Origin of the sequence: Vreelandella lutescens (assembly GCF_014640815.1) — a bacterium.
Classification (GTDB): domain Bacteria; phylum Pseudomonadota; class Gammaproteobacteria; order Pseudomonadales; family Halomonadaceae; genus Vreelandella; species Vreelandella lutescens.
In genome coordinates, this window is sequence record NZ_BMHM01000008.1 from 52,602 (window position 1) to 76,703 (window position 24,102).

A 24,102-nucleotide genomic window follows, 5' to 3' on the forward strand; every position below is an offset into this window, starting at 1 on the left:
TGGATATGCTGAAACGGGCACCAGTGAAATAGCGTGAGTGAATAGATGTAAGTGAGTGATGCAATGCGTATCGGTTTCCGACATACTCGAAGTATGGTTTAACCGATACAGGAGCAGACTCGGTGCCTGACCACTCATTACACCTTGCTGGCGCGCAGGAGACTCGCCAGCAAGGCTTTACGCTGATTGAAATGCTGATTGCCGTTGCCATTATTGGCATTGTCGCTGGCATCGCCTACCCCAGTTATACCCGCTATGTAGAACGCTCGCTGCGTACCGATGCGCACGCGGGCTTGCTACAAGCCGCTTCCGAAATGGAGCGCTGCTACTCCCGCCAATACAACTATACCGGCTGTGCTATTACCACGACGTCGCCTGATGGCAATTACGCGATCACTGCAGCGGCGGGGGATAGTAATGACGGTGGCTTTATTCTGACAGCAACCACGACCCAAACCGATGGATGTGACAGCGGTATTCAATTCAACGCCCGCGGTGAGCGCATGCCGGTGGCGTGCTGGTAATGAGAGGCCGTCAGCAAGGCTTTTCACTGGTTGAGGCACTCGTGGCGCTCGTGATTCTATCGTTAGGCGTCATTAGCGTGGCGGCCATGCAATTGAAAGCGATGCAAAGCGCTCATAGCGGTTACCAGCAATCCCTTGTCAGCGTCGCTGCCTTGGATGCGCAAGAGCGTATTTGGGCAGCGGTACAGCAGGTTGAACGCTGTCAGGATATCCCGCTTGGCGCGATTGAGAGTGAATGGCGTGATGCTTGGTTTTCAGGCGCAGAGCGTCCGCTCATACCCAGTGGCAATGCTGCAAAGAGTGTGATGACTCGTTCAGGGTGTCAGTTTTCGGTATCGGTACATCTTGATACACCCCATGAAGAGAGTGGTATCTCAATCGACTATCCGTTTTTATTGCCGCTTTAACGCTGTGAGAGGGACGTTCAATGCCAATGGAGAGGCAGTACGGCTTTACCTTAACCGAAGTGATGGTCGCCATGGCGATGGGACTGCTTATCGTGATCGGCGCAGGCCAGCTGTTTCTGGGCACGCTGCAAACCACCCGCCATGTAGATGCATTAAGCCGACAGCAGGAAGCACTGATTTTTGCAGTGTCTACGATTACACAGACGCTTCGCCAGCATGGCCCTTATGATGAGGCGGGAGAGGCGTTTTATCACCTGCGTTGCGACAGCGTGGAAGAGGCATGCCGATGCACTCTCCAGGATATGTCGCGCGCCCAGCCGTTAGTCAATTTCTCGATTCCTGACTCGCCAGCCTGCGTGCGCGATGAGCCGATTGGGAGTGGCACATCTGACGGAGCAGAAAGCCTCGTTACCCTGCCATTAGGCCCCGGTGGGCGTGATCTTGGCTTTTATGTAACCCATCGGGCAGCGCTGTTTTCCCCATAGCATGATTAGCCACGGAGGGCGAAGCGTTGAGAAGGCAGGTATTGAGAAAGCAGACATTGAGAAAACAGCCCTTGAGAAAGCAGCAGGGCGCGGCATTAGTCATTGTAATGGTGCTGCTAGCCAGCGCTTTAGTGATGGCGATGATGGGCATGCAAACGGCACTGGTGGATGAGCGGTTAGCAGGTAATTTTCGTGCCGCCACTCAGGCACAAATGCGCGCGGAAATGGCCGCCTCTGCTGGGTTAGCGGAATTCGACGTGCTCAATTGGGAGGGAGTACCCACGATTGATACCTCTCAATCGGTTAGCTTTAATGACTACGCTAACCATCCCAAGGCAACGCGAGTTGCTCACCATTGCCCTCAAAATGCCTGTTTTTATCTTCCCGTTATGTACCAAAGCGAACCGTGGGTGATGGCGCTGGGCGCGATACTTGTGAATGATGCGACGGTAATCGCACAAAGCTGGCCACTGTTTGTAAGGCTAGAAGACGTGGCTGAGGTAGATACTGGGTTAGGCGCTGAGCCAGAAACTGAATTAGCAACTAAAACAGCAGTGGTTTGGCAATAAGCGTACAATAGCGTATCGTTTTTGACCTTTATTCAGTTGGATCCAGATCATGAGTCAGACAGCCAAAACCCGTGTGCTGACCGGGATTACCACCACCGGAACGCCGCACCTGGGTAACTATGTCGGTGCTATTAAGCCCGCTATTGAGGCAAGCCAAGACCCGAACGTTCAATCGTTCTATTTCCTTGCCGACTATCATGCGCTGATCAAGTGCCAAGACCCTAAGCGTGTTCAAGCTTCCCGTTTGGAGATCGCTGCAACGTGGCTGGCGCTTGGCCTGGATACCGACAACGCCATTTTCTACCGTCAGTCGGATATTATCGAGATCCCAGAGCTCATGTGGATGCTCTCCTGCGTATGCGCTAAAGGGCTGATGAACCGCGCCCACGCCTACAAAGCCGCCGTGGCTGAGAACGAAGAAGCAGGTGATCAAGACCCAGATAAAGGCATCACCATGGGGCTGTTTGGTTACCCGGTGCTGATGGCTGCCGATATATTGATGTTCAACGCCAATAAAGTACCGGTGGGCCGCGATCAGATTCAACATATCGAAATGGCGCGCGACATTGCCGGCCGCTTTAACCACTTGTTCAAAGGCCAATATTTCACTCAGCCAGAAGCCGTGGTCAACGAAAAGGTCGAAGTGTTGAAAGGCTTGGATGGCCGCAAGATGTCCAAGAGCTACAACAATACGATCCCGCTGTTTGTGAGTGATAAAAAGCTGCAGAAGCTGGTGCGTAAAATCAAAACTAACTCGTTGGAACCTGGTGAGCCCAAAGACCCAGACACCTGTACGCTGTTCCAGATTTTCTCAGCCTTCGCGAGTGACTCTGAAACGGCAAATATGCGTCAGCAATACGCGGAAGGGATTGGCTGGGGGGAAGCAAAGGATCGCGTATTTGAATATCTCAATGCCCATCTGAGTGCTCCCCGTGAGCGCTACAACGCACTGATGGAAGACCCCGCTCACATTGAAGCGGTGCTTCAGAAGGGGGCCGAGCGCGCACGTGAAGAGGCGGCCGTGACGATGGACCGTCTTCGCTCCGCTGTTGGTCTTGGGCGCTTTGTGTAATATTCGTTAAAAGCATAAGAACCGCTGAATAAAGAATTTCCAGCGTTCTACGACCAACGTTAGGCTTATAATTACTGTATAAGGGTGGCGGTATAAGCACTCTTGTCCAAACGCTTCTTTCCTAGAGCGTGTGTCTAACTTAGCCAAGCGCCTTCTGTTATCAGGCGCTTTTGGTGTTTCTTAAAGGTGAGTTATGGCGACAACCTCAACAGCGGCACCGATCAACTATCGTGTGCCCCTTATAGCGACGGCGGCCATTGTGCTGGGCGCGCTCATCATTGGCGTGCTGTTCAGCGCCAACATCGGCTTGCTGATGATTGTGGGTGGGCTGCTGGGCATGGTGCTTTACCATGCGGCATTTGGCTTTACGGCGGCGTGGCGGGTCTTTATTACCGAGCGCCGTGGGCGTGGGCTGCGGGCGCAAATGGTGATGCTGGCGATTGCGGTGGTGCTGTTTTTTCCGGCCTTAGGGGCTGGCACCTTGTTTGGTACACCGGTCACAGGGTTTGTGTCTCCTATCGGTATCTCAGTGCTGTTTGGTGCCTTTATCTTTGGTATTGGTATGCAGCTAGGCGGCGGCTGTGCGTCGGGCACGCTGTTTACCGCGGGCGGCGGCAATGCACGCATGCTGATTACGCTGGTGTTCTTTATTGTGGGTTCGGTGATTGGTTCTGCTCATTTTACGTGGTGGCAAAGCTTACCTGCTTTTCAACCGGTATCGCTGGTCAATGTGGCCGGTGTGGGTGGGGGGATCGGCATTAGTTTGGTGCTATTTGCGGTGATTGCCGCCTTTACAGTGATTATGGAAAAGCGCCGCCATGGCCACCTAGAGCAGGCCCCAATGGTGGATAAGCCGGGCACGGAACGCTGGTTATCGGGCCCGTGGCCGCTGGTAGCCGGTGCGGTAGCGCTGGCGCTGCTGAACTTTGCCACCCTGGCATTGGCAGGCCGCCCGTGGGGGATTACCTCGGCGTTTGCGCTGTGGGGTGCTAAAAGCTTTGAGCTGGTGGGGGGCGATGTAAGCCAGTGGGGCTACTGGCAAGCCCCCGGCAATGCGGCCGCTTTAGAAGCTAGCGTGTGGAGTGACATCACCACGGTGATGAACGTTGGCATTATGCTGGGTGCGTTAGCTGCGTCGAGCTTGGCGGGGCGTTTTGCACCTAATTTCCGTATCCCGCTGAAATCGGTATTAGCGGCGGTGATTGGCGGCATCATGCTCGGTTACGGCGCGCGCTTAGCCTTTGGCTGCAATATTGGCGCTTACTTTAGCGGTATTGCATCAGGCAGCCTGCACGGCTGGGTGTGGATGGTCGCTGCCTTTGGCGGCAATATGGTGGGCGTTAAGCTGCGTCCGTTCTTCTTTGAGGGTGAAGAAGGGCGCAAACCAGTCGCGAAAAGCTGCTAAAAAGCTGACCTAAACCGCTTCTTAAAAGCGTCTTGGCGAATGCCGAGACGCTTTTTTTATGCTCATTATTTATGTCTCTTCCACCTTTGTCGTACTAGCATGTTACATTACGCTCAAACGCCGCCAACGCCCAGCGTTGCTGCATTGCAACAGCAATTGACATAAAAAGAGAGTGCCTATGTCTACGACGAGTAAACGCCCCTTATATATTCCTTACGCCGGTCCTTCTTTACTTGAAATGCCGCTATTGAACAAAGGCAGCGCGTTTACTCAGGAGGAGCGGCTAGCGTTTAACCTGATAGGGCTATTGCCGCAAAAGGTAGAAACGATTGACGACCAGTTGGAACGGGTTTATCGCCAGTACCAGCAGTGCCATAGCGACTTAGAGCGCCATATTCATCTGCGCGCCATTCAAGACGATAACGAAACGCTCTATTTCCGGCTTGTGTCAGAGCATTTGGAAGAGATGCTGCCGATTATCTACACGCCCACGGTCGGCCAGGCGTGCCAGGAGTTTTCCAATATTTACCGCAATCACCGGGGGCTGTTCATTAGCTACCCGGACCGCGAGCATATGGACGACATCCTGCGTAGCGCCACCAAAGATAATGTCAAAGTGATCGTTGTCACCGATGGCGAGCGTATTTTGGGCTTGGGTGACCAGGGCATTGGCGGGATGGGCATTCCCATCGGGAAGCTGGCGCTTTATACCGCATGCGGCGGGATTAGCCCGGCGTATACGCTGCCGATCATGATCGACGTAGGCACCAACAATCAGGCGTTGTTAGATGATCCCATGTACATGGGCTGGCGTCATGAGCGGGTTGGCCAAGAAGAGTACGACGCCTTTATGGCGGAGTTTATCTGCGCTGTGAAGCGTCGTTGGCCCAACGTGTTGTTGCAGTTTGAGGATTTTGCCCAGGCCAACGCGGTACCGCTGCTGGAGCGCTACCGGAATGAGCTGTGCTGCTTCAATGATGATGTGCAGGGCACGGCGTCTGTGGTGGTAGGCACTCTGATGGCGGCCTGTCAGGCCCGTGAAGAGACGATTGCCCAGCAGCGCGTGGTGTTTGTGGGCGGCGGCTCTGCAGGCTGTGGTATTGCCGAGCAGGTCGTTGTCGCGATGGAAGCTGAAGGCCTCACTGAAGCCGAAGCGCGGGCGCGTATCTTTATTGTCGACCGCGAAGGGCTAATGACCACGGATCAGGCGTGGCAGCGTGATTTCCAGCGCCGTTTAGCCCACGACCCAGCGTTAGTCGCGGGGTGGAACGGCCAAGGGCTGGAAGAGACCATTGCTAACATGAAGCCTACCATTCTGATTGGTGTGTGCGGCCAGCGCGGCATCTTCACCGAGCAGGTGGTGCGTACCATGCACGCAGGCTGCGAGCATCCGGTGATTATGCCGCTCTCCAACCCCACCTCGCAGGCAGAAGCAGTGCCAGAAGACGTGATTCGCTGGACAGATGGCCAAGCGCTGGTAGCCACCGGCAGCCCGTTCGCACCGGTAGTCTATAACGGCCGTACGTATCCGATTGCCCAGTGCAACAATGCTTATATCTTCCCGGGCATCGGTCTAGGTGTGATTGCAGCCAATGCTAACCGCGTCACCGATGAAATGCTGATGAGCGCCTCGCGGGCGCTGGCCCGTGAAGCGCCGCTGGTGAAAGAGGGCAAAGGCGCACTGCTGCCGCCGCTGTCGCGGATTCGTGATATCAGCAAGTCGATTGCCTTTGAGGTGGCGGCCCAGGCACAGCAAAATGGCGTTGCATTGAAAACCAGCGGCACCGTGCTGCGTGAGCGTATCGAGTCTGCCTGCTGGTCGCCGGAATACCGTTTCTACCGTCGTCGTGCTTTCTAATCACGGTTGATGCGAGCAAAAAAAAGCCCCCACCAGGGTGGGGGCGATGCAAGCATTGGTAGGTAGTACCTATGAATAGGTCGTTCCTTTAGGCTGCGCCGATCATTTTGCGCAGCACGTAGTGGAGGATACCACCGTGGCGGTAGTAAGCCAGCTCATTGACGGTATCAATTCGGCACTTGGCATCAACGGTACGCTCGCCGTCGCTATTTTTGATCACGACTTGCACGGTACCGCCGGGGCTTAAGTCGCTTAAACCGGCAATCGAGATCTCTTCATCCCCCGTTAACCCTAAGCTTTCACGGCTTTCGCCTTCTGGGAACTGCAGCGGCACCACGCCCATACCGATCAGGTTGGAGCGGTGAATACGCTCGAAGGATTCGGCAATCACTGCGCGCACGCCGAGTAAGCGCGTGCCTTTAGCCGCCCAGTCCCGCGAGGAGCCAGTGCCGTACTCTTTGCCCGCAATCACCACCAGCGGCGTGCCTTCCTCTTTGTATTTCATGGCGGCATCGTAAATCGCCATCTGCTCACCGCTCGGCACGTGGCGGGTTTCACCGCCAACAACGCCGTCGAGCATCTCGTTTTTAATGCGAACGTTGGCAAAGGTGCCGCGCATCATCACTTCATGGTTACCCCGGCGTGAACCGTAGGAGTTGAAGTCGACCGGTTTCACGCCGTGCTCTTGCAGATAGCGCCCGGCGGGGCTATCTGGCTTGATAGAGCCTGCGGGTGAAATGTGGTCGGTGGTGACCGAGTCGCCGAGCATCGCCAGTACGCGGGCGTTCTTCACGTCTTCAATGGCGTCCGGCTCCCGCTGCATGCCTTCAAAGAAAGGCGGGTGCTGGATGTAGGTCGATTCCGGCCACTCGTAGACTTTGCCTTCTGGTACCTTGATGGCCTTCCATGTGTCGTCGCCTTCAAAGACCGCGCCGTACTCCTTGCGGAACATCTCGGTGTTGACCTTTTCGACGGCGCTAGCGATATCTGCCTGCGAAGGCCAGATGTCTTTCAGGTAAACCGGGTTGCCGTCGCTGTCGTGGCCGAGTGGGTCGGTGGTTAAGTTGCACTGAACATTGCCTGCCAAGGCGTAGGCGACGACTAAGGGCGGTGATGCCAGCCAGTTGGTTTTGACCAGCGGGTGCACACGGCCTTCAAAGTTGCGGTTGCCAGAGAGCACCGATGCCACGGTGAGGTCGCCACTGTTGACGGCTTTTTCAATCTCTTCCGGCAGCGGGCCAGAGTTACCGATACAGGTAGTGCAGCCGTAGCCCACGAGGTTAAAGCCCAGGGCATCTAGGTCATCATTGAGACTGGCAGCAGCCAAGTAGTCGGTGACGACTTTGGAGCCGGGGGCCAGCGATGTTTTCACCCAGGGCTTGGTGGTTAAGCCTTTCTCGCGGGCGTTGCGGGCCAGCAGGCCAGCCGCCATCATCACACTTGGGTTAGAGGTGTTAGTACACGAGGTAATGGCTGCGATGACCACTGCTCCGGGGTCTAGGCTAAAGTCCTGCTCGCCCATGGTGACCGTTTGGCTATCGCTGTGTTTGAAATCATGCTCGTAGCTGCGCTCAATACCCACGGCGGTTTGACCACCTTCGGAGGTCAGCTTGCCTTTCTCCGTAGTAGGCAGCGCCTTGCCATCTTCTTCCATGAAGCTGCTAAAAGCGCTCGCCATATCTTTAAGGGCTACGCGGTCCTGCGGGCGTTTAGGGCCGGCTAGGCTGGCTTCTACCGTGTTCATATCCAAGCTGAGCGTATCCGTGAAGACAGGCTCGTCGCCCGGTTCACGCCATAGGCCCTGGGCCTTGCTATACGCTTCGACAAGCGCAATGTGATTATCTTCGCGGCCTGTTAAGCGCAGGTAGTTGAGGGTCTCGTCATCTACTGGGAAGAAGCCGCAGGTAGCGCCGTATTCGGGGGCCATGTTGGCAATGGTGGCGCGGTCCGCCAGCGGCAGATCTTTCAAGCCGTCGCCATAAAACTCAACGAATTTACCGACCACGCCTTTTTTGCGCAGCATTTCGGTCACGGTGAGTACCAGGTCGGTGGCGGTAATGCCTTCCTGCAGCTTGCCGGTCAGCTTGAAGCCAATCACTTCAGGAATCAGCATGGAGACCGGCTGACCCAGCATAGCGGCTTCCGCTTCAATGCCACCTACGCCCCAGCCCAGTACGCCCAGGCCGTTAATCATGGTGGTATGGGAGTCTGTGCCCACGAGTGTGTCGGGGTAGGCAAAGGTCTTGCCATCTTCCTCTTTGGTCCATACCGTGCGGCCCAAGTACTCGAGGTTCACCTGGTGGCAGATGCCGGTGCCGGGCGGTACAACGCTGAAATTATCAAAGGCTTTTTGGCCCCAGCGCAGGAACTCGTAGCGCTCGCCGTTGCGCTGCATTTCGATATCGACGTTTTCTTGGAACGCCGCCGCGTTGCCGAACTTATCGACCATTACCGAGTGGTCAATCACCAAGTCCACTGGGGAGAGCGGGTTGATACGGGCCGGGTCTTCGCCCAGTTTTTCCACTGCCGCGCGCATGGAAGCGAGGTCCACCACGCCAGGCACGCCGGTAAAATCTTGCATTAAAACGCGGGCGGGGCGGTAGCCGATTTCGCGGCTGGATTTACCCTCTTTTTGCCAGTCGACCAGCGCCTGCATATCTTCTTGCTCGACGCTTTCATCGTCTGCGAAGCGCAGCTGGTTTTCGAGCAGGATTTTGAGTGTTTTGGGCAGTCGGTCAATGTTGCCTAGCGTCTCAGCCGCCGTGGGCAGGCTGTAGTAGTGATACTCTTGGCTTCCTGCCGCTAAGGTATGAAGCGTGTTAGGTATCTTGCTCATTCCATTCTCCTCTGATTGCTTGGCGTTTCGCGACGGTCACTGCTTTCTTTGGTATGGCGAGTCAACAGTATGGCTTATTAATAGCACATGGGTGTTTCACCCTGGCCTTTCAAGCCATCTTCGCCTAATAGCGTAGGCTAACCCTTGTAATAGCTTGTACTTGACGCCATTTCAGGCAGACTCTCTTGCAACGTTATCTGCTCAATTGTGACAAAGGTGGTGTCATGGAAACGCGTCATGAACGTTTGATTATTCTTGGTTCCGGCCCTGCAGGGTATACCGCAGCGGTGTATGCGGCACGGGCTAATTTAAAGCCGCTGCTGATTACCGGTATGCAGGCAGGTGGCCAATTGACCACCACAACCGACGTGGATAACTGGCCAGGCGATGCCGAAGGCGTTCAAGGGCCTGAGTTGATGGAGCGCATGAAGCAGCACGCCGAGCGGTTTAATACCGAGGTGCTGTTTGATCATATCAACGAGGTCAGCTTAGGTGAAAAACCGTACACCTTAAAAGGTGATAGCGGTATTTATACCTGCGATGCGTTGATCATTGCGACGGGGGCGAGCGCACGTTACTTAGGGCTGCCTACCGAACAGCAGTTTATGGGCCAGGGCGTTTCTGCCTGCGCCACTTGCGATGGCTTTTTCTACCGTAATCAGGAAGTGATTGTGGTGGGTGGCGGTAACACGGCCGTGGAAGAGGCGCTGTATCTCTCCAATATCGCCTCGAAGGTTACCTTAGTGCACCGCCGCGATACGCTGCGCGCGGAAAAAATCCTGCAAGATAAACTCTTCGAGAAAGCTGAGGCGGGCAAGATTGCTTTGGAGTGGTTCTACGAAGTCGAGGAAGTGCTGGGCGATAACACCGGTGTGACCGGCGTTCGGGTCAAGTCCACCAAAGACGGCTCGTCCAAAGAGATTCATGCTCCTGGCCTGTTTATTGCCATCGGCCATAGCCCCAATACCGGTATCTTTGAGGGCCAGCTGGAGATGAACGGCGGCTATATCAAAGTGAAATCAGGCATTGAAGGCAATGCCACGGCCACGAGTGTGCCGGGTGTCTTTGCCTGTGGCGACGTGATGGATCATATCTATCGTCAGGCGATCACCTCAGCAGGTAGCGGCTGCATGGCGGCGCTGGACGCTGAGCGCTATCTGGATGGTATTGCGTAACACGCTCTTTGCGCTTGTACCTATCGGTTGTGTTAGCAGCCGATAGGTGCGCTCTCCACACGTAATCTTCCCAGTTGGCTGAGCACTAGCCGTTTCCCCTCTTCTCGGGTAGCGCAAATATCAAAACTGCCGTTATAGCCACTGGCGTGTCCTAATGCGTTATAACTGATTCTTTGCCAGCCACGGCTGTAGGTGGTGTAAGCCCCTATCTGCTCTGGAAATATCCGCACAATATTTTCTGGATGAATACCCTTTTCTGTGTCTCCCTTAATAATTAACAGCGCGTTTCCCCACGTGTGAGAGCACGCTGTGAAACTAGGGCTGGCTGGGCACACGGTGACTTTCATGCGCTGTGAAATAGCGGTATGCCTTGCTAATGCAAAGGCAGAGCGTAGGCGGCTCACTTCGCTATTGAGCACGCTATGATGGCCAAGCGCCTGAACGCTGGGGGTTAGCCACGCTATCATGGTCGTGATGAGCAGCAACGCTATCAACATTTCTATCAGCGTGAAACCATTGCGAAAGTACGTGTAACGGCTGTTTTCGGTGTAGTAGAACTCCATCGCTTGACCCCTTGTCGGCGAGCGTTATGCTCGTTGCGCTGGTGAACGTCGCAGTGCTGATGTTTATCCTAAGAGGCACTTGTCGCTTTTTATGTAAGCCAAAACGGACAATCGTTGTGAGCAATCTCTTAATTATTGGTGGTGGCGTTATTGGGATGATGACGGCACTGCAGCTAGCCGACGCTGGCCAGCAGGTGACGCTGGTGGAGCGTGGGATATGTGGGAAAGAGGCTTCCTGGGCGGGTGGCGGTATTGTGTCGCCGCTCTACCCTTGGCGATATGGTGAGCCGGTTTCTCAACTCTCTCGCTGGTCCGAGGGGGTTTACCCCACGCTAGCCCTGCGCTTGCTGGAAGAGACCGGTATTGACCCTGAGTATCGTCAAAAAGGGTTGCTCTATTTAAATGTTGATGACGATGACGCCGCCCTTCATTGGGCGCGTCAGTTAGGTAAGCCGCTGGAGCGCGTTGATGCTGCCTTTGTACATCAAAAAGAGCCTGGCGCAGCCGCTCCAGAAGGCAGTGCGCTCTGGATGCCTACCTTAGGCAGCGTGCGTAACCCGCGGTTAGGCCAAGCGTTGCGGGCGCGCTTGGCCGCTATGCCCAGTGTCACCCTGTTAGAGCAGTGCAGCGTGCAGGGGGTTATTCAGCGTCAGGGGCGTGTGGTGGGGGTGACGACCAGCCAAGGTGATCAGTTTGCTGAGCAGTTGGTGGTGTGCGGTGGTGCTTGGGCAGCTCAATTGTTGGAAGGATTAAACGTGCGCTTGCCGGTTCGACCGGTAAAAGGGCAGATGATTGCTTATCAAGCGCCAGCGGGGCTAGTAAAGCGCGTGGTGCTGAAAGATGGCCGCTACGTGATTCCACGCGGTGACGGCTTGCTGTTGGTGGGCTCGACGCTGGAAGAGGCAGGGTTTGATAAAACCACCGATGAAGAGGCTCTCGCTTCGCTCAAGCAAAGCGCGGAAAACATGATACCCGCGCTGGCCGATTACCCCGTGGCATACCACTGGGCGGGACTGCGTCCAGGCTCGCCAGAGGGCATTCCTTTTATTGGTGCGCTGCCCGATTTTTCGAACGTGTTTGTCAATGCAGGCCACTACCGTAACGGTCTGGTGTTAGCGCCTGCATCAACGCACCTGTTAGTGGATCAGTTGCTTGGGCGTCAGCCACTGATGGATGCTACGCCTTACCAGCCAACGGCCACACGGTTGGCGTAAATACGAAGAAGGCGTGTCTTAGCGATTGCCGTTGTCTTCTTGCTCTTGAAGAAAACGGTCGCGGTGCGCGCTGCAGCAGAACCACTGTTCCGCGTCGCGCAGTGCTTCGCTCTCCGGCACATGCACATCACACCAACGGCAGCGCACCATTTTTCCACCCTCGTGGCGAGGAGGTGTCTGTTGTTGGTGGGTCAGCCTACGCTGACGGTAAATACCGTAAAGTTTCAGGCCTGCGTAAAACAGTACGGCAAAAATAATCAGCCGAATGATCAATAGATTCATCCTCAATTGCTCCCTAAGTGGGAAAACGCGGTTGCAAGATGTCAGTGGCTGCTTGGCCTTTGCCACTGGGCACGCCTTGCGGGACAATGCATCTATGATGTAGATGCTACCGTATTCCAAAGATTCTCAAGAGATTTTAACGCCCATGCAAGACTTAACGCTGGTAATGGCCCAACTCGACCCTCTAGTGGGAGATATTCCCGGCAATGCCGCGCGCGCCATTGAGGCTGTGCGTGAAGCGAGGATTGAGCATGGGGCGGATATCGTTGTCTTCCCTGAACTTTTTTTATCTGGCTATCCGCCGGAAGATTTGCTGCTGCGCCCCTCCATGGAAACCCGGCTGCGGGCAGCGCGTGCCAAAATGGCGGAAAAGATCTCCCGCGATGTGCTGGTAATTATTGGCTACCCCGGCGTGCGCGAAGGTAAGTGCTATAACTTGGCAGGCGTGCTGTATAACGGCCAGTGGGAGGCGGAATACGCCAAGCAGGCGCTGCCTAACTATCAAGTGTTTGACGAGCAGCGCTATTTCACGCCTGGCACTGAGCCGCTGGTGTACGAACATAAAGGTGCCAAGCTCGGCCTGCTAATTTGTGAAGACCTATGGGAAGGTGCACCGGTTAAAGCGGCCCGCGAGGCAGGGGCTGAAGTGCTCATTAGCCTGAATGCTTCGCCTTACCATCAGGATAAGCCCGCCGAGCGGCTGCGCCTTTTAGCGCTGCGTGCCCAAGATGTGCAGCGGCCGATTATTTATGTCAATACGATTGGCGGCCAGGATGAGCTGGTGTTTGACGGTGGCTCTAGCTGTGTCGACGCTAACGGCGAGCTAAAAGTCCTCGCCCCCTATTGGCAGGCGGGCTTAATGCCTGTGCAACTGCTGCAAACCAGTGCAGAGACTTGGGAACCCCAGGCGGGGGAGATCGAGCCCGATGTAGAGCCAGAAGAGAGCCTCTACTGCGCGCTGGTGACCGGCCTGCGTGATTACGTCAATAAAAGCGGGTTTCAGGGCGTGGTGCTGGGGCTCTCTGGTGGAATCGACTCTGCGCTCTCGCTGGCCATTGCGGTGGATGCGTTAGGGCCGCAGCGTGTGCAGGCAGTGATGATGCCTTACCACTACACGGCGGATATCTCTAAACAGGATGCCGCTGAGCAGGCGAACCTGCTGGGCGTGCACTATGAGGTGATGCCCATTGAGCCGATGGTGGAAGCCTTTATGGGCACCTTGGCGGAAAGCTTTGCCGGAACCGAGCGCGATACCACGGAGGAGAACCTGCAGTCGCGCTGCCGTGGTGTGCTGCTGATGGCCATTTCCAACAAGAAAGGCCTAATGGTGCTGACCACTGGCAATAAAAGCGAAATGGCGGTGGGCTACGCTACGCTGTATGGCGACATGGTGGGCGGCTATAACGCCATCAAGGATGTCTATAAAACCTGGGTGTATCGCTTAGCGCGCTGGCGCAATACGCAGTCTCCCGCGATACCCGAGCGGGTCATTGAGCGTCCGCCCAGTGCGGAGCTTGCTCCCGATCAGCAGGATAGTGACTCACTCCCTGACTATGACGTGCTGGACGCTATCCTGGTCAGCTACATTGAAGGGGATATGAGCGCCGAAGCGATTATTGCCGCTGGCTTTGATGAAGAGGACGTTTACAAAGTAGTGAAGCTGGTAGATCGCTGCGAGTACAAGCGCCGCCAAGCCCCTGTTGGGGTGCGGGTCACGCCGCGAGGCTTCGGGCGTGACCGTCGCTACCCCATCGTGAACGGTTGGCAGCCGGGCGACTAGCGCGCCCGGATACACATCGGTACAGGGTTATGACAGCACGGGAGGAGGGGCCAAGCAGTGTTTGGCCATCTCTTCCGCTGCCACTGGCTTGCAGAAGTAGTAACCCTGGTAAGCATGACACTGGTGCTCGTTGAGATAGCGCCAGTGCTCCATGGTCTCCACTCCTTCGGCAATGACGTTCAGGCCCAATGAACGTCCCATGGCAATGATCGTTTCGACAATGGCCATATCATCCTCGTCCTGATGAAGGTCCCGCACGAAGGATTGATCAATCTTGATTTGATCCAGCGGCAGACGTTTCAAGTACTGCAGTGAGGAGTAGCCGGTGCCAAAGTCGTCCATGGCGAAGCTGATACCTAGCGCCTTAAGTTGGTGCATGCGGGCGATCGTATCTTCCACTTTTCCGATCACGGTACTTTCAGTGAGTTCAAGCTTTAACTTGTGAGGCGAGGCACCGCTTAATTCCAGGGCGTTTGCCACTTCGTCAACAAAATTCGGCTGCTGAAACTGTTTCGCACTGACATTGACAGCCAGTACCAAGTCTTTTGTATGTGCCGCAGCCTGCCACATTACTAGCTGTTCACAGGCGGCATGCAGTACCCAAGTGCCGATCGGCACAATCAGTCCGGTCTCTTCTGCGAGCGGTATGAAGGTGCCAGGAGAGACAAACCCGCGAGTAGCATGTTGCCAGCGAATCAGGGCTTCTGCGCCAATAGCGCGACCTTGGCTATCCACCTGCATTTGATACACCAGCACAAACTCTTCCCGCTCAATGGCTAAGCGAAGGTCTCGTTCGAGCTCTGTGCGGCTTTCAAGCTGGGCTTGGACAGCGGGGTCGTAAAAACGGATGTTATTTTGACCATCCCGTTTCGCAAGATGAACGGCAGAGTTGGCGTACTGGAAAAGTTGATCGACGCTGTCATCGACACCTTTAAACAGCACCAGCCCTTGGCTGACATTGAGATACTGGTGTTGGCCATCCAGGCAGTAAGACTGCGTTAGCGAATGGTTAATCTGCTGGGCAAAAAACTCGGCCTTCTCGGCAGCCTTTAGCTTATCGCTATCCAGCCCGTCAATGATCACTACGAACTCATCGCCACTGAGTCGGCCAATGGTGCAGCCCTGCTGTTCAAGTTCTTTCAGCCGCTGAGCCATCTGTTTGAGGAGGTTGTCTCCTGCAAGGTGGCCGATACCATCGTTGATGCGTTTAAACTCATCCACATCCACATAGACCAGCGCCCCGAAGGTGTCGGTTTGGCTGTTGGTTTCCAAGGAGTGCTGTAAGTGCTCCTTCATTAAGCGCCAGTTGGGTAAGTCGGTCAGCGTATCGTAATAAGCTAACTGATGGACTTGTTGCTCTGCATCCCTGCGCTGTTGTTCTGTTTCGCGAAACGAGAGCAGTGATAGGGCAATGCGCTGAAGTGGTCCACTGTGCTGCTGGCTTAAACGCTCTACCCCATGCAAATCGGGAAGCTCCTGACGACTATCAGAGAGCGCTAAAATAGCGTCTCCTACTGTCATTAATCGCTGGTTGATGCGCCAGGCAGCAAGAAACGCCGCACTAATCAGCAGCGCAAATAGCCCCAGCCCCATCCATAGGGTGGAGTTGCGCGATTGGGTGAGATCGGCGTAGGACTCGCGATGCCGGTCACTGGCGCGTTGTGTGAGTGCTTCAAAAATCTGCTGAGAGAACAGGCTAAACGTGGTGAAGTGGCGCTGGGCTGCTTGAAGATAAAATCCAGGGTCGCCCTGGTTAAGCGTGGCAGATTCATTGGCCATACTGACAAATCGACGATATTCGTGAAATGCCCGCTGCAGCGTATCGGCGCTCTCTTGGCTGAGGTCAAAAATCAGCGGAGAGGAGGCTAGCTGATCGATGCTCTCACCAATACGCGACAGCTCTTGGTTGATTAAACCGTACTCCGAGTAGCGCTGCATCGCGCCTAGGTTGGTCGCTTCAGCGCGGCTGAATACCTCGGTCATACGCTGATGCAGATCACCCAACTGGCGGTCAAACGTGGCCATCTGAACCAGGGTGTCCAGGTCGTCGGATTGTAATTGATAATTTTGTAGCGACTGCTCTTTGAATACCTGTGTGGCTAGTCCCAGCAGTAGCAGTATCGGCAGTACCACCATCAAGATCGGTAAAAGAAACACCATGAACAGGCTTTGCGAAGGTTTCATAGTAACCTCTAAGGAAGGCGGTGGGCCGTGGTGTAGAACACCACGGCCTTTCTAAATAGTTAACGGCAGATAAGGCGTTTTATTTAGAAGCTTTCCCATTCGGGTTCAGACGCGCTGGATTTGGCGGCGGGCAATGTAGGCGCTGTGGGCGCGTTAGGGCGCTGTAGTGAGGGTGCAGGATTCGCGCGGTGTTGAGTGCTCGGTGTTGAGGTGTTGGGTAGCTTGAACGCCTCCATTGCGTGCAGCAACTGATGCGCATTTTGGCGCAGGTTATTAGCCGCCGTGGCGCTTTCATGCACCAGCGATGCGTTCTGTTGCGTGACCTGATCCATTTCAGTGACCGCTTGGCCCACTTCTTGTACCCCGGCGCTCTGTTCGGCGCTGGCGTTGCTAATCTCTTGCATGATGGTGGTCACGCGTTGTATCGCTTCGACGATTTCTTCGGTGGATTTGCTGGCTTCCTCGGCGCGCTCATTGCCATGGTTAACGCGCTCAAGGTTGCTGCTGATCAGATTGTTGATTTCCCGGGCGGCGTCAGCACTGCGCTGGGCCAGCTTGCGAACCTCTTCAGCGACCACGGCAAAGCCGCGGCCATGCTCACCTGCCCGAGCGGCTTCCACTGAGGCGTTAAGCGCTAAGATATTGGTTTGGAAAGCAATAGAGTCGATGGTGGAGATAATGCCTGCGATCTCTTGAGAACTTTTATTGAGATCGTTCATGGTGGCAACCACCTGATGCACGGCCTCACCGCCACGCCTGGCTGTTTTCGAGGCGCTGTCGGCTTCTTGGCTCGCTTGCTCGGAGTTGTCTGCGTTCTGCTTCACCGTACTGTTCAGTTCTTCCATGGCGGAAGCGGTTTCAGCGAGGGCGCTGGCTTGCTCTTCGGTGCGAGAGGCGAGGTCATTGTTGCCTTCTGCAATTTGCTCACTGTTGGAAGCAACCGCCTCAGCTGAAGCGCGGACTTGCGTCACGATATCTTGTAGATGCTTCGCCATTTCCACTTGGTAAGCCATGATGCTACGGGTATCGCCTTTTTTAAGGCGTCCCTTGGTGGCGAGCTTGCCTTGGCCGATGGCTTGGGCAAAAGCCTTCACCTCGTAGGGTTCTGCCCCTAATTCACGTAGCAGTTGGCGAGATAGGAAGATGGCAATGAACGCGCCAATGAGTAGAGCAAATAGCGTTAAACCAAGCATTTGCATCTGAAAGCCAGAAGCGGTCGCTCGGGCATCAGCAGTGGTGGCGTCGTTAATCTGTTCTTGGAGATCAATAAACTGATTGATGCGGCTCAACCACTCGCTGTAAGCCGGGCCAGCCTGCTCTAGCATGATTGTTTGAGCGCGTGCGTACTCATCAATGTCGCGTGCGGCGACAACCTGTTGCGATAAATTCAGAGTGGTGGCGAATTGATCATCAATGCTACTTAAGATCTGACGCTCTTGCTCGGAAGCAGGGTGCTGTTGATTAAGGGATTGCATCTCGCGGCGCGCAGTTTCATAGGTCTCAAGCAAGCGAGTCATTTCACGGCTTAAAGGCTCTAAATTGCCGTCGCCTGAGGTAATGACAATATCGCGTAATACGATAGCGCGGTCGTGGACGCTGCCGCGCATGCTGACGGCCAAACGCTGCTTAGCGCCGTTGACATCGTTAATCTCACTCAGGCCGCGGTCAATTTGATTGACCTGTAATACCCCCGCGACGGTAAGTAGCACCAGCAGTGCCAGCAAAATAGAGAATCCAGTCGTTAGGCGAGTGCTTATTTTCGTTCCGGAGAGTCGTTTCATTAGGGAGGTCATGCAATAGGCTCCTTAGGCGCCGTGCAGGCGCTTTATTATGTTCGGCAGAGGGATCATAGCGTCGGATATAAATTTTGTACAATATATGTATGATTATTGGTGTTTTTGGGCTTTCTTAAGTTTTTGTTAAATAAGTTTTTATTAGGCATAAACGAGAAAACCACGCCGTAGCGTGGTTTTCTGAATCGAAAGATTGTACAGCTTAAGCGTTATCGCCGCTAGCCGCCTGATTCAACGGTTAGTTGCTACTACCATGCTTCGGCCTAAAACGGCCATTATCAAGCTGCTCATGGTCAGGCGCATTTTCACGCAGCACCGCGAGCACCTCATTGGAACGGTCACTCATGCCTAGGCCCTGATAGCCTTCTACCATAATGGCCAGGGCATCGCGGGTGGCATTGGACTCCGGGTAATTTTCGATAACCCAGCGGCCTCGCTCAACGGCTGCTAAAAAAGCACCACGACGTAAGTAATAATCGGCTACGTGAAGTTCGTGGCGCGCTAATAGCTCACGCAAATACACAATGCGCTGCTGAGCGTCCGGTGCATACTGGCTCTGCGGGAAGCGCTGGATCAGTTCACGGAAGTCGTTATACGCATCCCGCGAGGCACCTAGGTCGCGCTTGGAGATGTCGATCAAACGCAGACGCTCCAAGCTGAAGCGACCCGCCTGCCAAGCAGAAAGCCCACGTAGGTAGTAGGCGTAATCCACCTGCGGGTGGTCGGGGTGCAGGCGAATAAAGCGGCTGGCGGCAGCGCGAGCTTCTTCCCAATTGCTGTTCTCGTAATAGGCGTAGATCAGCTCTAGCTGGGCTTGCTCAGCATGGGGGCCGAACGGGTAACGGGTATCAAGAGCCTCTAGGCGCTCGATAGCAATCGGGAAGCGGTTGCTATCGAGCGCGGTGCGTGCCAGCTCATAAAGCTCGCGCTCCTGTACACCCGCAAACTCATCATCTTCTTCCGGGGTGGTGTCATTGCTGGCGCAGCCTGCTAACAGGGCAAGGCTCAAGGCTAGGGCGCCAAAGCGGTGGGCAGCGGAAAAAACGCGCATCATCATCCTCGTTGCAAACAAGCCTCAATCACCGAAAAGCGACGATGGCCATAAGTAGAAATGGTAGAATAGGTCGCAGTTAGCCCACTATAAAACACCTAGAGGTAAAACGCAGGCTTAGCGACACGTTGGTATCGCAAGTTTTCTTAGCTGCGCAATACTTAGGTGGGGCTGTTTGCGTCTTAGAGAGGTTATTCATGTCTCGTATAGTTGAAGCCACGCAGCGGGTGCCCGCGTCATTAGCCGGTGCACGCTTTGACCAAGTGGCGGCGGAGTTGTTCAGTGAGTACTCCCGCGAGCGCTTGAAAGCGTGGATCAACGCCGGTGAACTCACCGTCGATGGTACCCAGTTAAAACCAAAAGCCAAGCTGCATGGCCACGAAATGCTGGTGCTGAAAGCCACCATTGAAGAAGACACGCGTTTTGAGCCCCAAGATATTGCGCTCGATATTTTCTATGAAGATGAAGACGTCATCGTCATCAATAAAGCGGCGGGTATGGTGGTTCATCCCGCCGCCGGAAACCCCGACGGCACGCTGCTTAATGCGCTGTTGCATCACCACCCGCGTCTTGCTGAGGTGCCACGAGCCGGTATCGTGCATCGCTTAGATAAAGACACCACGGGGTTGATGATGGTGGCCAAAACGCTGCCCGCTCAAACCGCGTTGGTTGAACAGCTCCAGGCGCGCAGCGTGTCTCGCCAGTACGACGCGGTGGTGATGGGTAAGCCCGTCGCAGGCAGTACCATCAACGCGCCGATTGGACGCCACCCCAAAGATCGTAAGCGCCAAGCCGTCACCGTCTCCGGTAAACCCGCGGTCACGCACTTTCGTGTGGTGGAGCGTTTTCGTGCCCATACGCACGTGCGCTGTACGCTTGAAACCGGGCGTACCCATCAGATTCGTGTGCACATGGCCCATGCGCGCTACCCGCTGATTGGCGACCCGCTCTACAGCGGTCGTGCCAAGCTGCCGCCGGGGGCTGCCGGGCCGCTAAAAGAAATTCTGCGTGAGTTTCCGCGCCAGGCGCTGCATGCCCGCAAGCTGAGCTTTGTGCATCCCGTCAGTGGCGAGACGCTGACATTTCAAGTAGATCTGCCCGACGACCTGCTTATGTTGTTGGATTACCTGCGCGAAGATAACGAGACCATGCGATGAGCGATGCTATCCATCTTCGGCCCACGCTGCTGCTACCGGATTGGCCCGCCCCAGCCAGCGTGCGGGCCTTTGTTACCACGCGGGAAGCAGGGCCAAGCCAAAACGATTTTGCTGCGTTTAATCCGGCGGCCCATGTAGGCGACAACGCCGACCATGTAGCGCTGTGTAGGCGTATGCTGCAAAAAGAGATTGGCGATGAGCGACCGCTGCTGTGGCTCAATCAAACCCATGGGGCGAGAGTGCAGCAGGAGTATCAGGGCGACGCGCCTGATGCCGATGCGGCCGTAGCAAGCAGCAACGAGTATGCCTGTGTGGTACTCACGGCGGATTGTTTGCCGGTACTGTTCTGCAATCGTCAGGGCACGCAGGTGGCTGTGGCCCATGCGGGGTGGCGGGGGCTGGCAGGCGGCGTTCTGGAAGCCACAGTTGCTGCAATGAACTGCGACCCTAACGATATTCTTGTGTGGTTAGGCCCCGCTATTTCTAACGCTCAATTTGAAGTGGGGCCTGAGGTGTATGGAGCCTTTGTCGGGATACATCCTGATACTGCTGAAGCGTTCGACCACAGTCCTTACCGGCTTGGTCACTACATGGCTGATCTATATCGATTAGCGCGCTTTCGGTTAGAGGCCTTGGGGATTGATAACATCAGTGGCGGGCATTTCTGTACTGCCTGTGAATCACGTTTTTACTCCTACCGCCGAGACAACGGCAGCACGGGTCGCATGGCAAGCGTGATCTGGATCAAATAAGGCCACTTGAAATACGCGGATATGACGCCATTTAACTTGTCAAGCTAATCGTTTTTAGCACGTTCAACGACAGGTTATCGGGAAGCGCCGTGGGTCCAAACGCACGGCTCCCCCAGGAGGCACTCCATGCGATTTGATAAATTCACTGCCAAATTACAGGCCGCCGTGGCGGAAGCACAGTCACTTGCAGTAGGCCGTGGCCACAATCAACTTGATCCTGCACATCTTTTGCTGGCCCTGCTGGATACCAAAGACACCGGTATTAAAGCGCTGATCGAAAAAGCCGAAGGCAGCAGTTCGCGCTTACGTGATGGCCTGCAGCGCCAGTTAGATGACCTTCCTAAAGTGAGTCAGTTTGATGGCGAGGTGCAACCCTCCCGTGACTTCGTCAAGCTGATGAATTTAACCGACCGTGAAGCGCAAAAGCGCGGTGACCAGTTCATTGCCTCTGAGCTAGCGCTGCTGGCCGCGTTGGAAATGAACAGCGCCCTGACCAAGGTGATGAAGGAAGCGGGGCTGAGTCGTAAAAGCTTAGAGGCGGCGATTAACAGCCTGCGCGGTGGCGCTAAGGTAGATGACCCCAACGCAGAAGAGCAGCGGGAAGCGCTGTCCAAATACACCATGGATCTGACCCAGCGCGCGTTGGATGGCAAGCTCGATCCGGTGATTGGCCGCGACGACGAAATCCGCCGTACGATTCAGGTATTGCAGCGTCGTACCAAAAATAACCCGGTATTAATTGGTGAGCCTGGCGTGGGTAAAACCGCGATTGTCGAAGGCTTGGCCCAGCGTATTGTCAACGGCGAAGTGCCCGAGGGCTTAAAAGAGAAGCGCGTGCTCTCTTTGGATATGGGTTCCCTATTAGCGGGTGCCAAGTTCCGTGGTGAGTTTGAAGAGCGCCTAAAAGCCGTGCTTAAAGAGCTCTCGCAAGAAGAGGGCCGGGTAATCCTGTTTATTGATGAACTGCATACCATGGTGGGTGCCGGTAAGGCCGAAGGCGCGATGGATGCGGGCAATATGCTCAAACCCGCCCTGGCCCGTGGCGAGCTGCACTGCGTGGGCGCAACCACGCTGGACGAATACCGCAAGTACATTGAAAAAGATGCCGCGCTTGAACGTCGCTTTCAAAAAGTGCTGGTCGATGAGCCCTCTGAAGCGGATACCGTCGCAATCCTGCGTGGCTTGAAAGAGCGTTACGAGGTTCACCACGGCGTTGATATTACTGACTCGGCCATTATTGCCGCAGCTAAGCTCTCAACGCGTTACATCACCGACCGCCAGTTGCCAGATAAGGCCATCGACCTCATTGATGAAGCGGCCTCGCGGATTCGCATGGAGCTGGACTCCAAGCCTGAAGAGATGGACCGCTTGGACCGTCGTCTCATCCAGCTCAAAATGGAGCGGGAAGCGCTTAAGAAAGAGACCGACGAAGCCACTAAGAAACGCTTGGAAGCGCTGAATCATCAAATTCATGACTTAGAGCGCGAATACGCCAACCTGGATGAGATCTGGAAAGCGGAAAAAGCCAGTATCCAAGGCGCAGCGCAGTTTAAGGCAGAGCTTGAGCAAGCGCGTATTGATCTTGAGCAGGCTCGCCGCCAGGGCGATTTAGGCCGCATGTCGGAAATTCAGTACGGCAAGATCCCCGCGCTGGAGAAAAAAATCAGCGAGGCAGGCGAGGGGGAGGCGGATACCGCCAGCCATCAGCTGCTGCGCTCGAATGTCACGGAGGAGGAAATTGCCGAGGTGGTTTCCCGTTGGACCGGCATTCCTGTGTCCAAAATGCTAGAAGGCGAGCGGGACAAGCTGTTGCGCATGGAAGACGCGCTGCATGAGCGTGTCATTGGCCAGCATGAAGCGGTAGAGGCGGTGGCTAACGCGGTGCGCCGCTCCCGTGCGGGCCTTGCCGACCCGAACCGGCCTAATGGCTCGTTCCTGTTCCTCGGCCCGACCGGGGTGGGCAAAACCGAGCTGTGTAAGTCGCTGGCCAACTTCTTATTTGATACGGAAGAAGCCATGGTGCGCATCGATATGTCGGAGTTTATGGAGAAGCACTCCGTGGCCCGTTTGATCGGCGCACCCCCCGGCTACGTCGGCTATGAAGAGGGCGGTTACTTGACCGAAGCCGTGCGCCGTAAGCCCTACTCGGTGCTGCTGCTGGATGAAGTGGAAAAAGCGCATCCGGATGTGTTCAACATTCTGCTGCAAGTGCTGGAAGATGGCCGCTTAACCGATGGTCAGGGCCGAACGGTCGACTTCCGTAACACGGTGATTGTAATGACCTCTAACATGGGCTCAGACATTATTCAGCGCATGGGCGGGGATGATAACGACTACGAGCTGATGAAAAATGCGGTCATGGAGGTGGTCGGGAACCATTTCCGCCCTGAGCTGATTAACCGTATTGATGAGGTCGTGGTATTCCACGCACTTGGCCAAGAGCAGATCCAGGCCATTGCCGGTATTCAGTTAGAGCGCCTGAAGGGTCGCTTGGCCGAGCACGACCTGCGACTGGAGATTAGCGACGACGCCATGGCGCAGCTGGCGGTGGTGGGCTTTGACCCTGTATTTGGCGCGCGGCCACTGAAGCGGGCGATTCAAAGCCGGATTGAAAACCCACTGGCGCAAGATTTGCTAGCGGGCAAGTATGCGCCTGGCGATACGATCCATATTAGTGCCAGCGAGGGCAAGCTCGTGTTTGGCTAATCACACCGTCACGCTGAATCCGTTGCGCCACGGCAGTAGTTGCGCAATGAAATAGACAAAATGCCCTGTCAGCACCGTTGGCAGGGCATTTTTTGGCACGGACTGCGACCTTTGTTGCGTTTGGTCAGATCGGAGGTTGACAGGCTAAGGGCGCTAATGGAATCTTGTGGGTTCCTGATTTGCGGGCGCGGAATCAACGGGCAACCCCTCATCACCGCGCGAAGGGTAGGCAAATGCCTTTACCCGCCGAAGGACTTCCGGGCTTGGGCTAACCGCCTGACCTGGCCAA

General features: G+C 55.3%; 19 protein-coding genes. 13 read left to right on the plus strand and 6 right to left on the minus strand.

The features are described from left to right. The first annotated feature begins 122 nt into the window (after nucleotides 1-122). The 7 genes from IEW65_RS16410 (at nucleotide 123) to IEW65_RS16440 (ending at nucleotide 6,320) form a co-directional block, all read left to right on the plus strand. Nucleotides 123-524 carry a type IV pilin protein gene (locus IEW65_RS16410; RefSeq protein WP_268234739.1) on the plus strand — a complete coding sequence of 134 codons (402 nt, stop codon included), beginning with the start codon at nucleotides 123-125 and terminating at the stop codon, nucleotides 522-524. After that, nucleotides 524-931, plus strand: coding sequence for a type IV pilus modification protein PilV (gene pilV / locus IEW65_RS16415; RefSeq protein ID WP_188640534.1), 408 nt, complete (start codon nucleotides 524-526; stop codon nucleotides 929-931). Before IEW65_RS16410 ends, pilV begins: the two co-directional genes overlap by 1 nt. A 20-nt stretch (nucleotides 932-951) precedes the next feature. After that, nucleotides 952-1,416 (plus strand): PilW family protein, encoded by a 465-nt coding sequence (locus tag IEW65_RS16420; RefSeq protein ID WP_229755602.1) that lies wholly within the window; start codon nucleotides 952-954, stop codon nucleotides 1,414-1,416. Between the two features lie 71 nt (nucleotides 1,417-1,487). Continuing rightward, the gene (locus tag IEW65_RS16425; protein ID WP_188640535.1) at nucleotides 1,488-1,985 is read left to right on the plus strand and encodes a pilus assembly PilX family protein; all 498 of its coding nucleotides are present in this window, start codon (nucleotides 1,488-1,490) and stop codon (nucleotides 1,983-1,985) included. Nucleotides 1,986-2,034: 49 nt separating this feature from the next. After that, nucleotides 2,035-3,057 carry a tryptophan--tRNA ligase gene (locus IEW65_RS16430; RefSeq protein WP_188640536.1) on the plus strand — a complete coding sequence of 341 codons (1,023 nt, stop codon included), beginning with the start codon at nucleotides 2,035-2,037 and terminating at the stop codon, nucleotides 3,055-3,057. 193 nt (nucleotides 3,058-3,250) lie between these two features. Continuing rightward, nucleotides 3,251-4,462, plus strand: a complete 1,212-nt coding sequence (locus IEW65_RS16435; RefSeq protein ID WP_188640537.1) for a YeeE/YedE family protein — start codon at nucleotides 3,251-3,253, stop codon at nucleotides 4,460-4,462. A gap of 178 nt (nucleotides 4,463-4,640) precedes the next feature. Further along, complete coding sequence (locus IEW65_RS16440) at nucleotides 4,641-6,320, plus strand: NAD-dependent malic enzyme (protein WP_188640538.1); 1,680 nt, start codon at nucleotides 4,641-4,643, stop codon at nucleotides 6,318-6,320. Nucleotides 6,321-6,408: 88 nt separating this feature from the next. Here IEW65_RS16440 and acnA read toward each other — a convergent pair whose 3' ends face one another. Next, nucleotides 6,409-9,156: an aconitate hydratase AcnA gene (acnA, locus tag IEW65_RS16445; RefSeq protein ID WP_188640539.1), complete on the minus strand. Its 2,748-nt coding sequence runs from the start codon at nucleotides 9,154-9,156 to the stop codon at nucleotides 6,409-6,411. A 224-nt stretch (nucleotides 9,157-9,380) separates the two neighbouring features. On the opposite strand from acnA, the gene trxB reads away from it, so the two are divergent. Next, nucleotides 9,381-10,331, plus strand: coding sequence for a thioredoxin-disulfide reductase (gene trxB / locus IEW65_RS16450; RefSeq protein ID WP_188640540.1), 951 nt, complete (start codon nucleotides 9,381-9,383; stop codon nucleotides 10,329-10,331). A 32-nt stretch (nucleotides 10,332-10,363) separates the two neighbouring features. Here the strand turns inward: trxB and IEW65_RS16455 are convergent, their stop codons facing one another. Continuing rightward, entirely contained in the window at nucleotides 10,364-10,894 is a 531-nt protein-coding gene (locus IEW65_RS16455) for a GspH/FimT family pseudopilin (RefSeq protein ID WP_188640541.1), read from the minus strand. Between the two features lie 116 nt (nucleotides 10,895-11,010). Between IEW65_RS16455 and thiO the strand changes: the two genes are divergently transcribed. Beyond that, nucleotides 11,011-12,108: a glycine oxidase ThiO gene (gene thiO / locus IEW65_RS16460; RefSeq protein WP_188640542.1), complete on the plus strand. Its 1,098-nt coding sequence runs from the start codon at nucleotides 11,011-11,013 to the stop codon at nucleotides 12,106-12,108. An 18-nt stretch (nucleotides 12,109-12,126) separates the two neighbouring features. Here thiO and IEW65_RS16465 read toward each other — a convergent pair whose 3' ends face one another. After that, nucleotides 12,127-12,390 carry a PP0621 family protein gene (locus tag IEW65_RS16465; RefSeq protein WP_188640543.1) on the minus strand — a complete coding sequence of 88 codons (264 nt, stop codon included), beginning with the start codon at nucleotides 12,388-12,390 and terminating at the stop codon, nucleotides 12,127-12,129. A gap of 145 nt (nucleotides 12,391-12,535) precedes the next feature. Between IEW65_RS16465 and IEW65_RS16470 the strand changes: the two genes are divergently transcribed. After that, complete coding sequence (locus IEW65_RS16470; RefSeq protein ID WP_188640557.1) at nucleotides 12,536-14,170, plus strand: NAD+ synthase; 1,635 nt, start codon at nucleotides 12,536-12,538, stop codon at nucleotides 14,168-14,170. Nucleotides 14,171-14,197: 27 nt separating this feature from the next. Here the strand turns inward: IEW65_RS16470 and IEW65_RS16475 are convergent, their stop codons facing one another. The 3 genes from IEW65_RS16475 to IEW65_RS16485 form a co-directional block, all read right to left on the minus strand. After that, a complete protein-coding gene (locus IEW65_RS16475; protein ID WP_188640544.1) occupies nucleotides 14,198-16,354 on the minus strand; it encodes a putative bifunctional diguanylate cyclase/phosphodiesterase in 2,157 nt (718 codons plus the stop codon). Nucleotides 16,355-16,437: 83 nt separating this feature from the next. Then, the gene (locus IEW65_RS16480; RefSeq protein ID WP_188640545.1) at nucleotides 16,438-18,147 is read right to left on the minus strand and encodes a methyl-accepting chemotaxis protein; all 1,710 of its coding nucleotides are present in this window, start codon (nucleotides 18,145-18,147) and stop codon (nucleotides 16,438-16,440) included. A gap of 238 nt (nucleotides 18,148-18,385) precedes the next feature. Then, nucleotides 18,386-19,198: an outer membrane protein assembly factor BamD gene (locus IEW65_RS16485; protein ID WP_188640546.1), complete on the minus strand. Its 813-nt coding sequence runs from the start codon at nucleotides 19,196-19,198 to the stop codon at nucleotides 18,386-18,388. 197 nt (nucleotides 19,199-19,395) lie between these two features. Between IEW65_RS16485 and rluD the strand changes: the two genes are divergently transcribed. From rluD to clpB, 3 genes are all read left to right on the plus strand, one after another. After that, nucleotides 19,396-20,355 (plus strand): 23S rRNA pseudouridine(1911/1915/1917) synthase RluD, encoded by a 960-nt coding sequence (gene rluD, locus IEW65_RS16490; protein WP_188640547.1) that lies wholly within the window; start codon nucleotides 19,396-19,398, stop codon nucleotides 20,353-20,355. Beyond that, on the plus strand, nucleotides 20,352-21,107 hold the full coding sequence (gene pgeF / locus IEW65_RS16495; RefSeq protein WP_188640548.1) for a peptidoglycan editing factor PgeF: 756 nt from the start codon (nucleotides 20,352-20,354) through the stop codon (nucleotides 21,105-21,107). Before rluD ends, pgeF begins: the two co-directional genes overlap by 4 nt. A 126-nt stretch (nucleotides 21,108-21,233) precedes the next feature. Then, nucleotides 21,234-23,813, plus strand: a complete 2,580-nt coding sequence (gene clpB / locus IEW65_RS16500; RefSeq protein WP_188640549.1) for an ATP-dependent chaperone ClpB — start codon at nucleotides 21,234-21,236, stop codon at nucleotides 23,811-23,813. Nucleotides 23,814-24,102 lie beyond the last annotated feature (289 nt).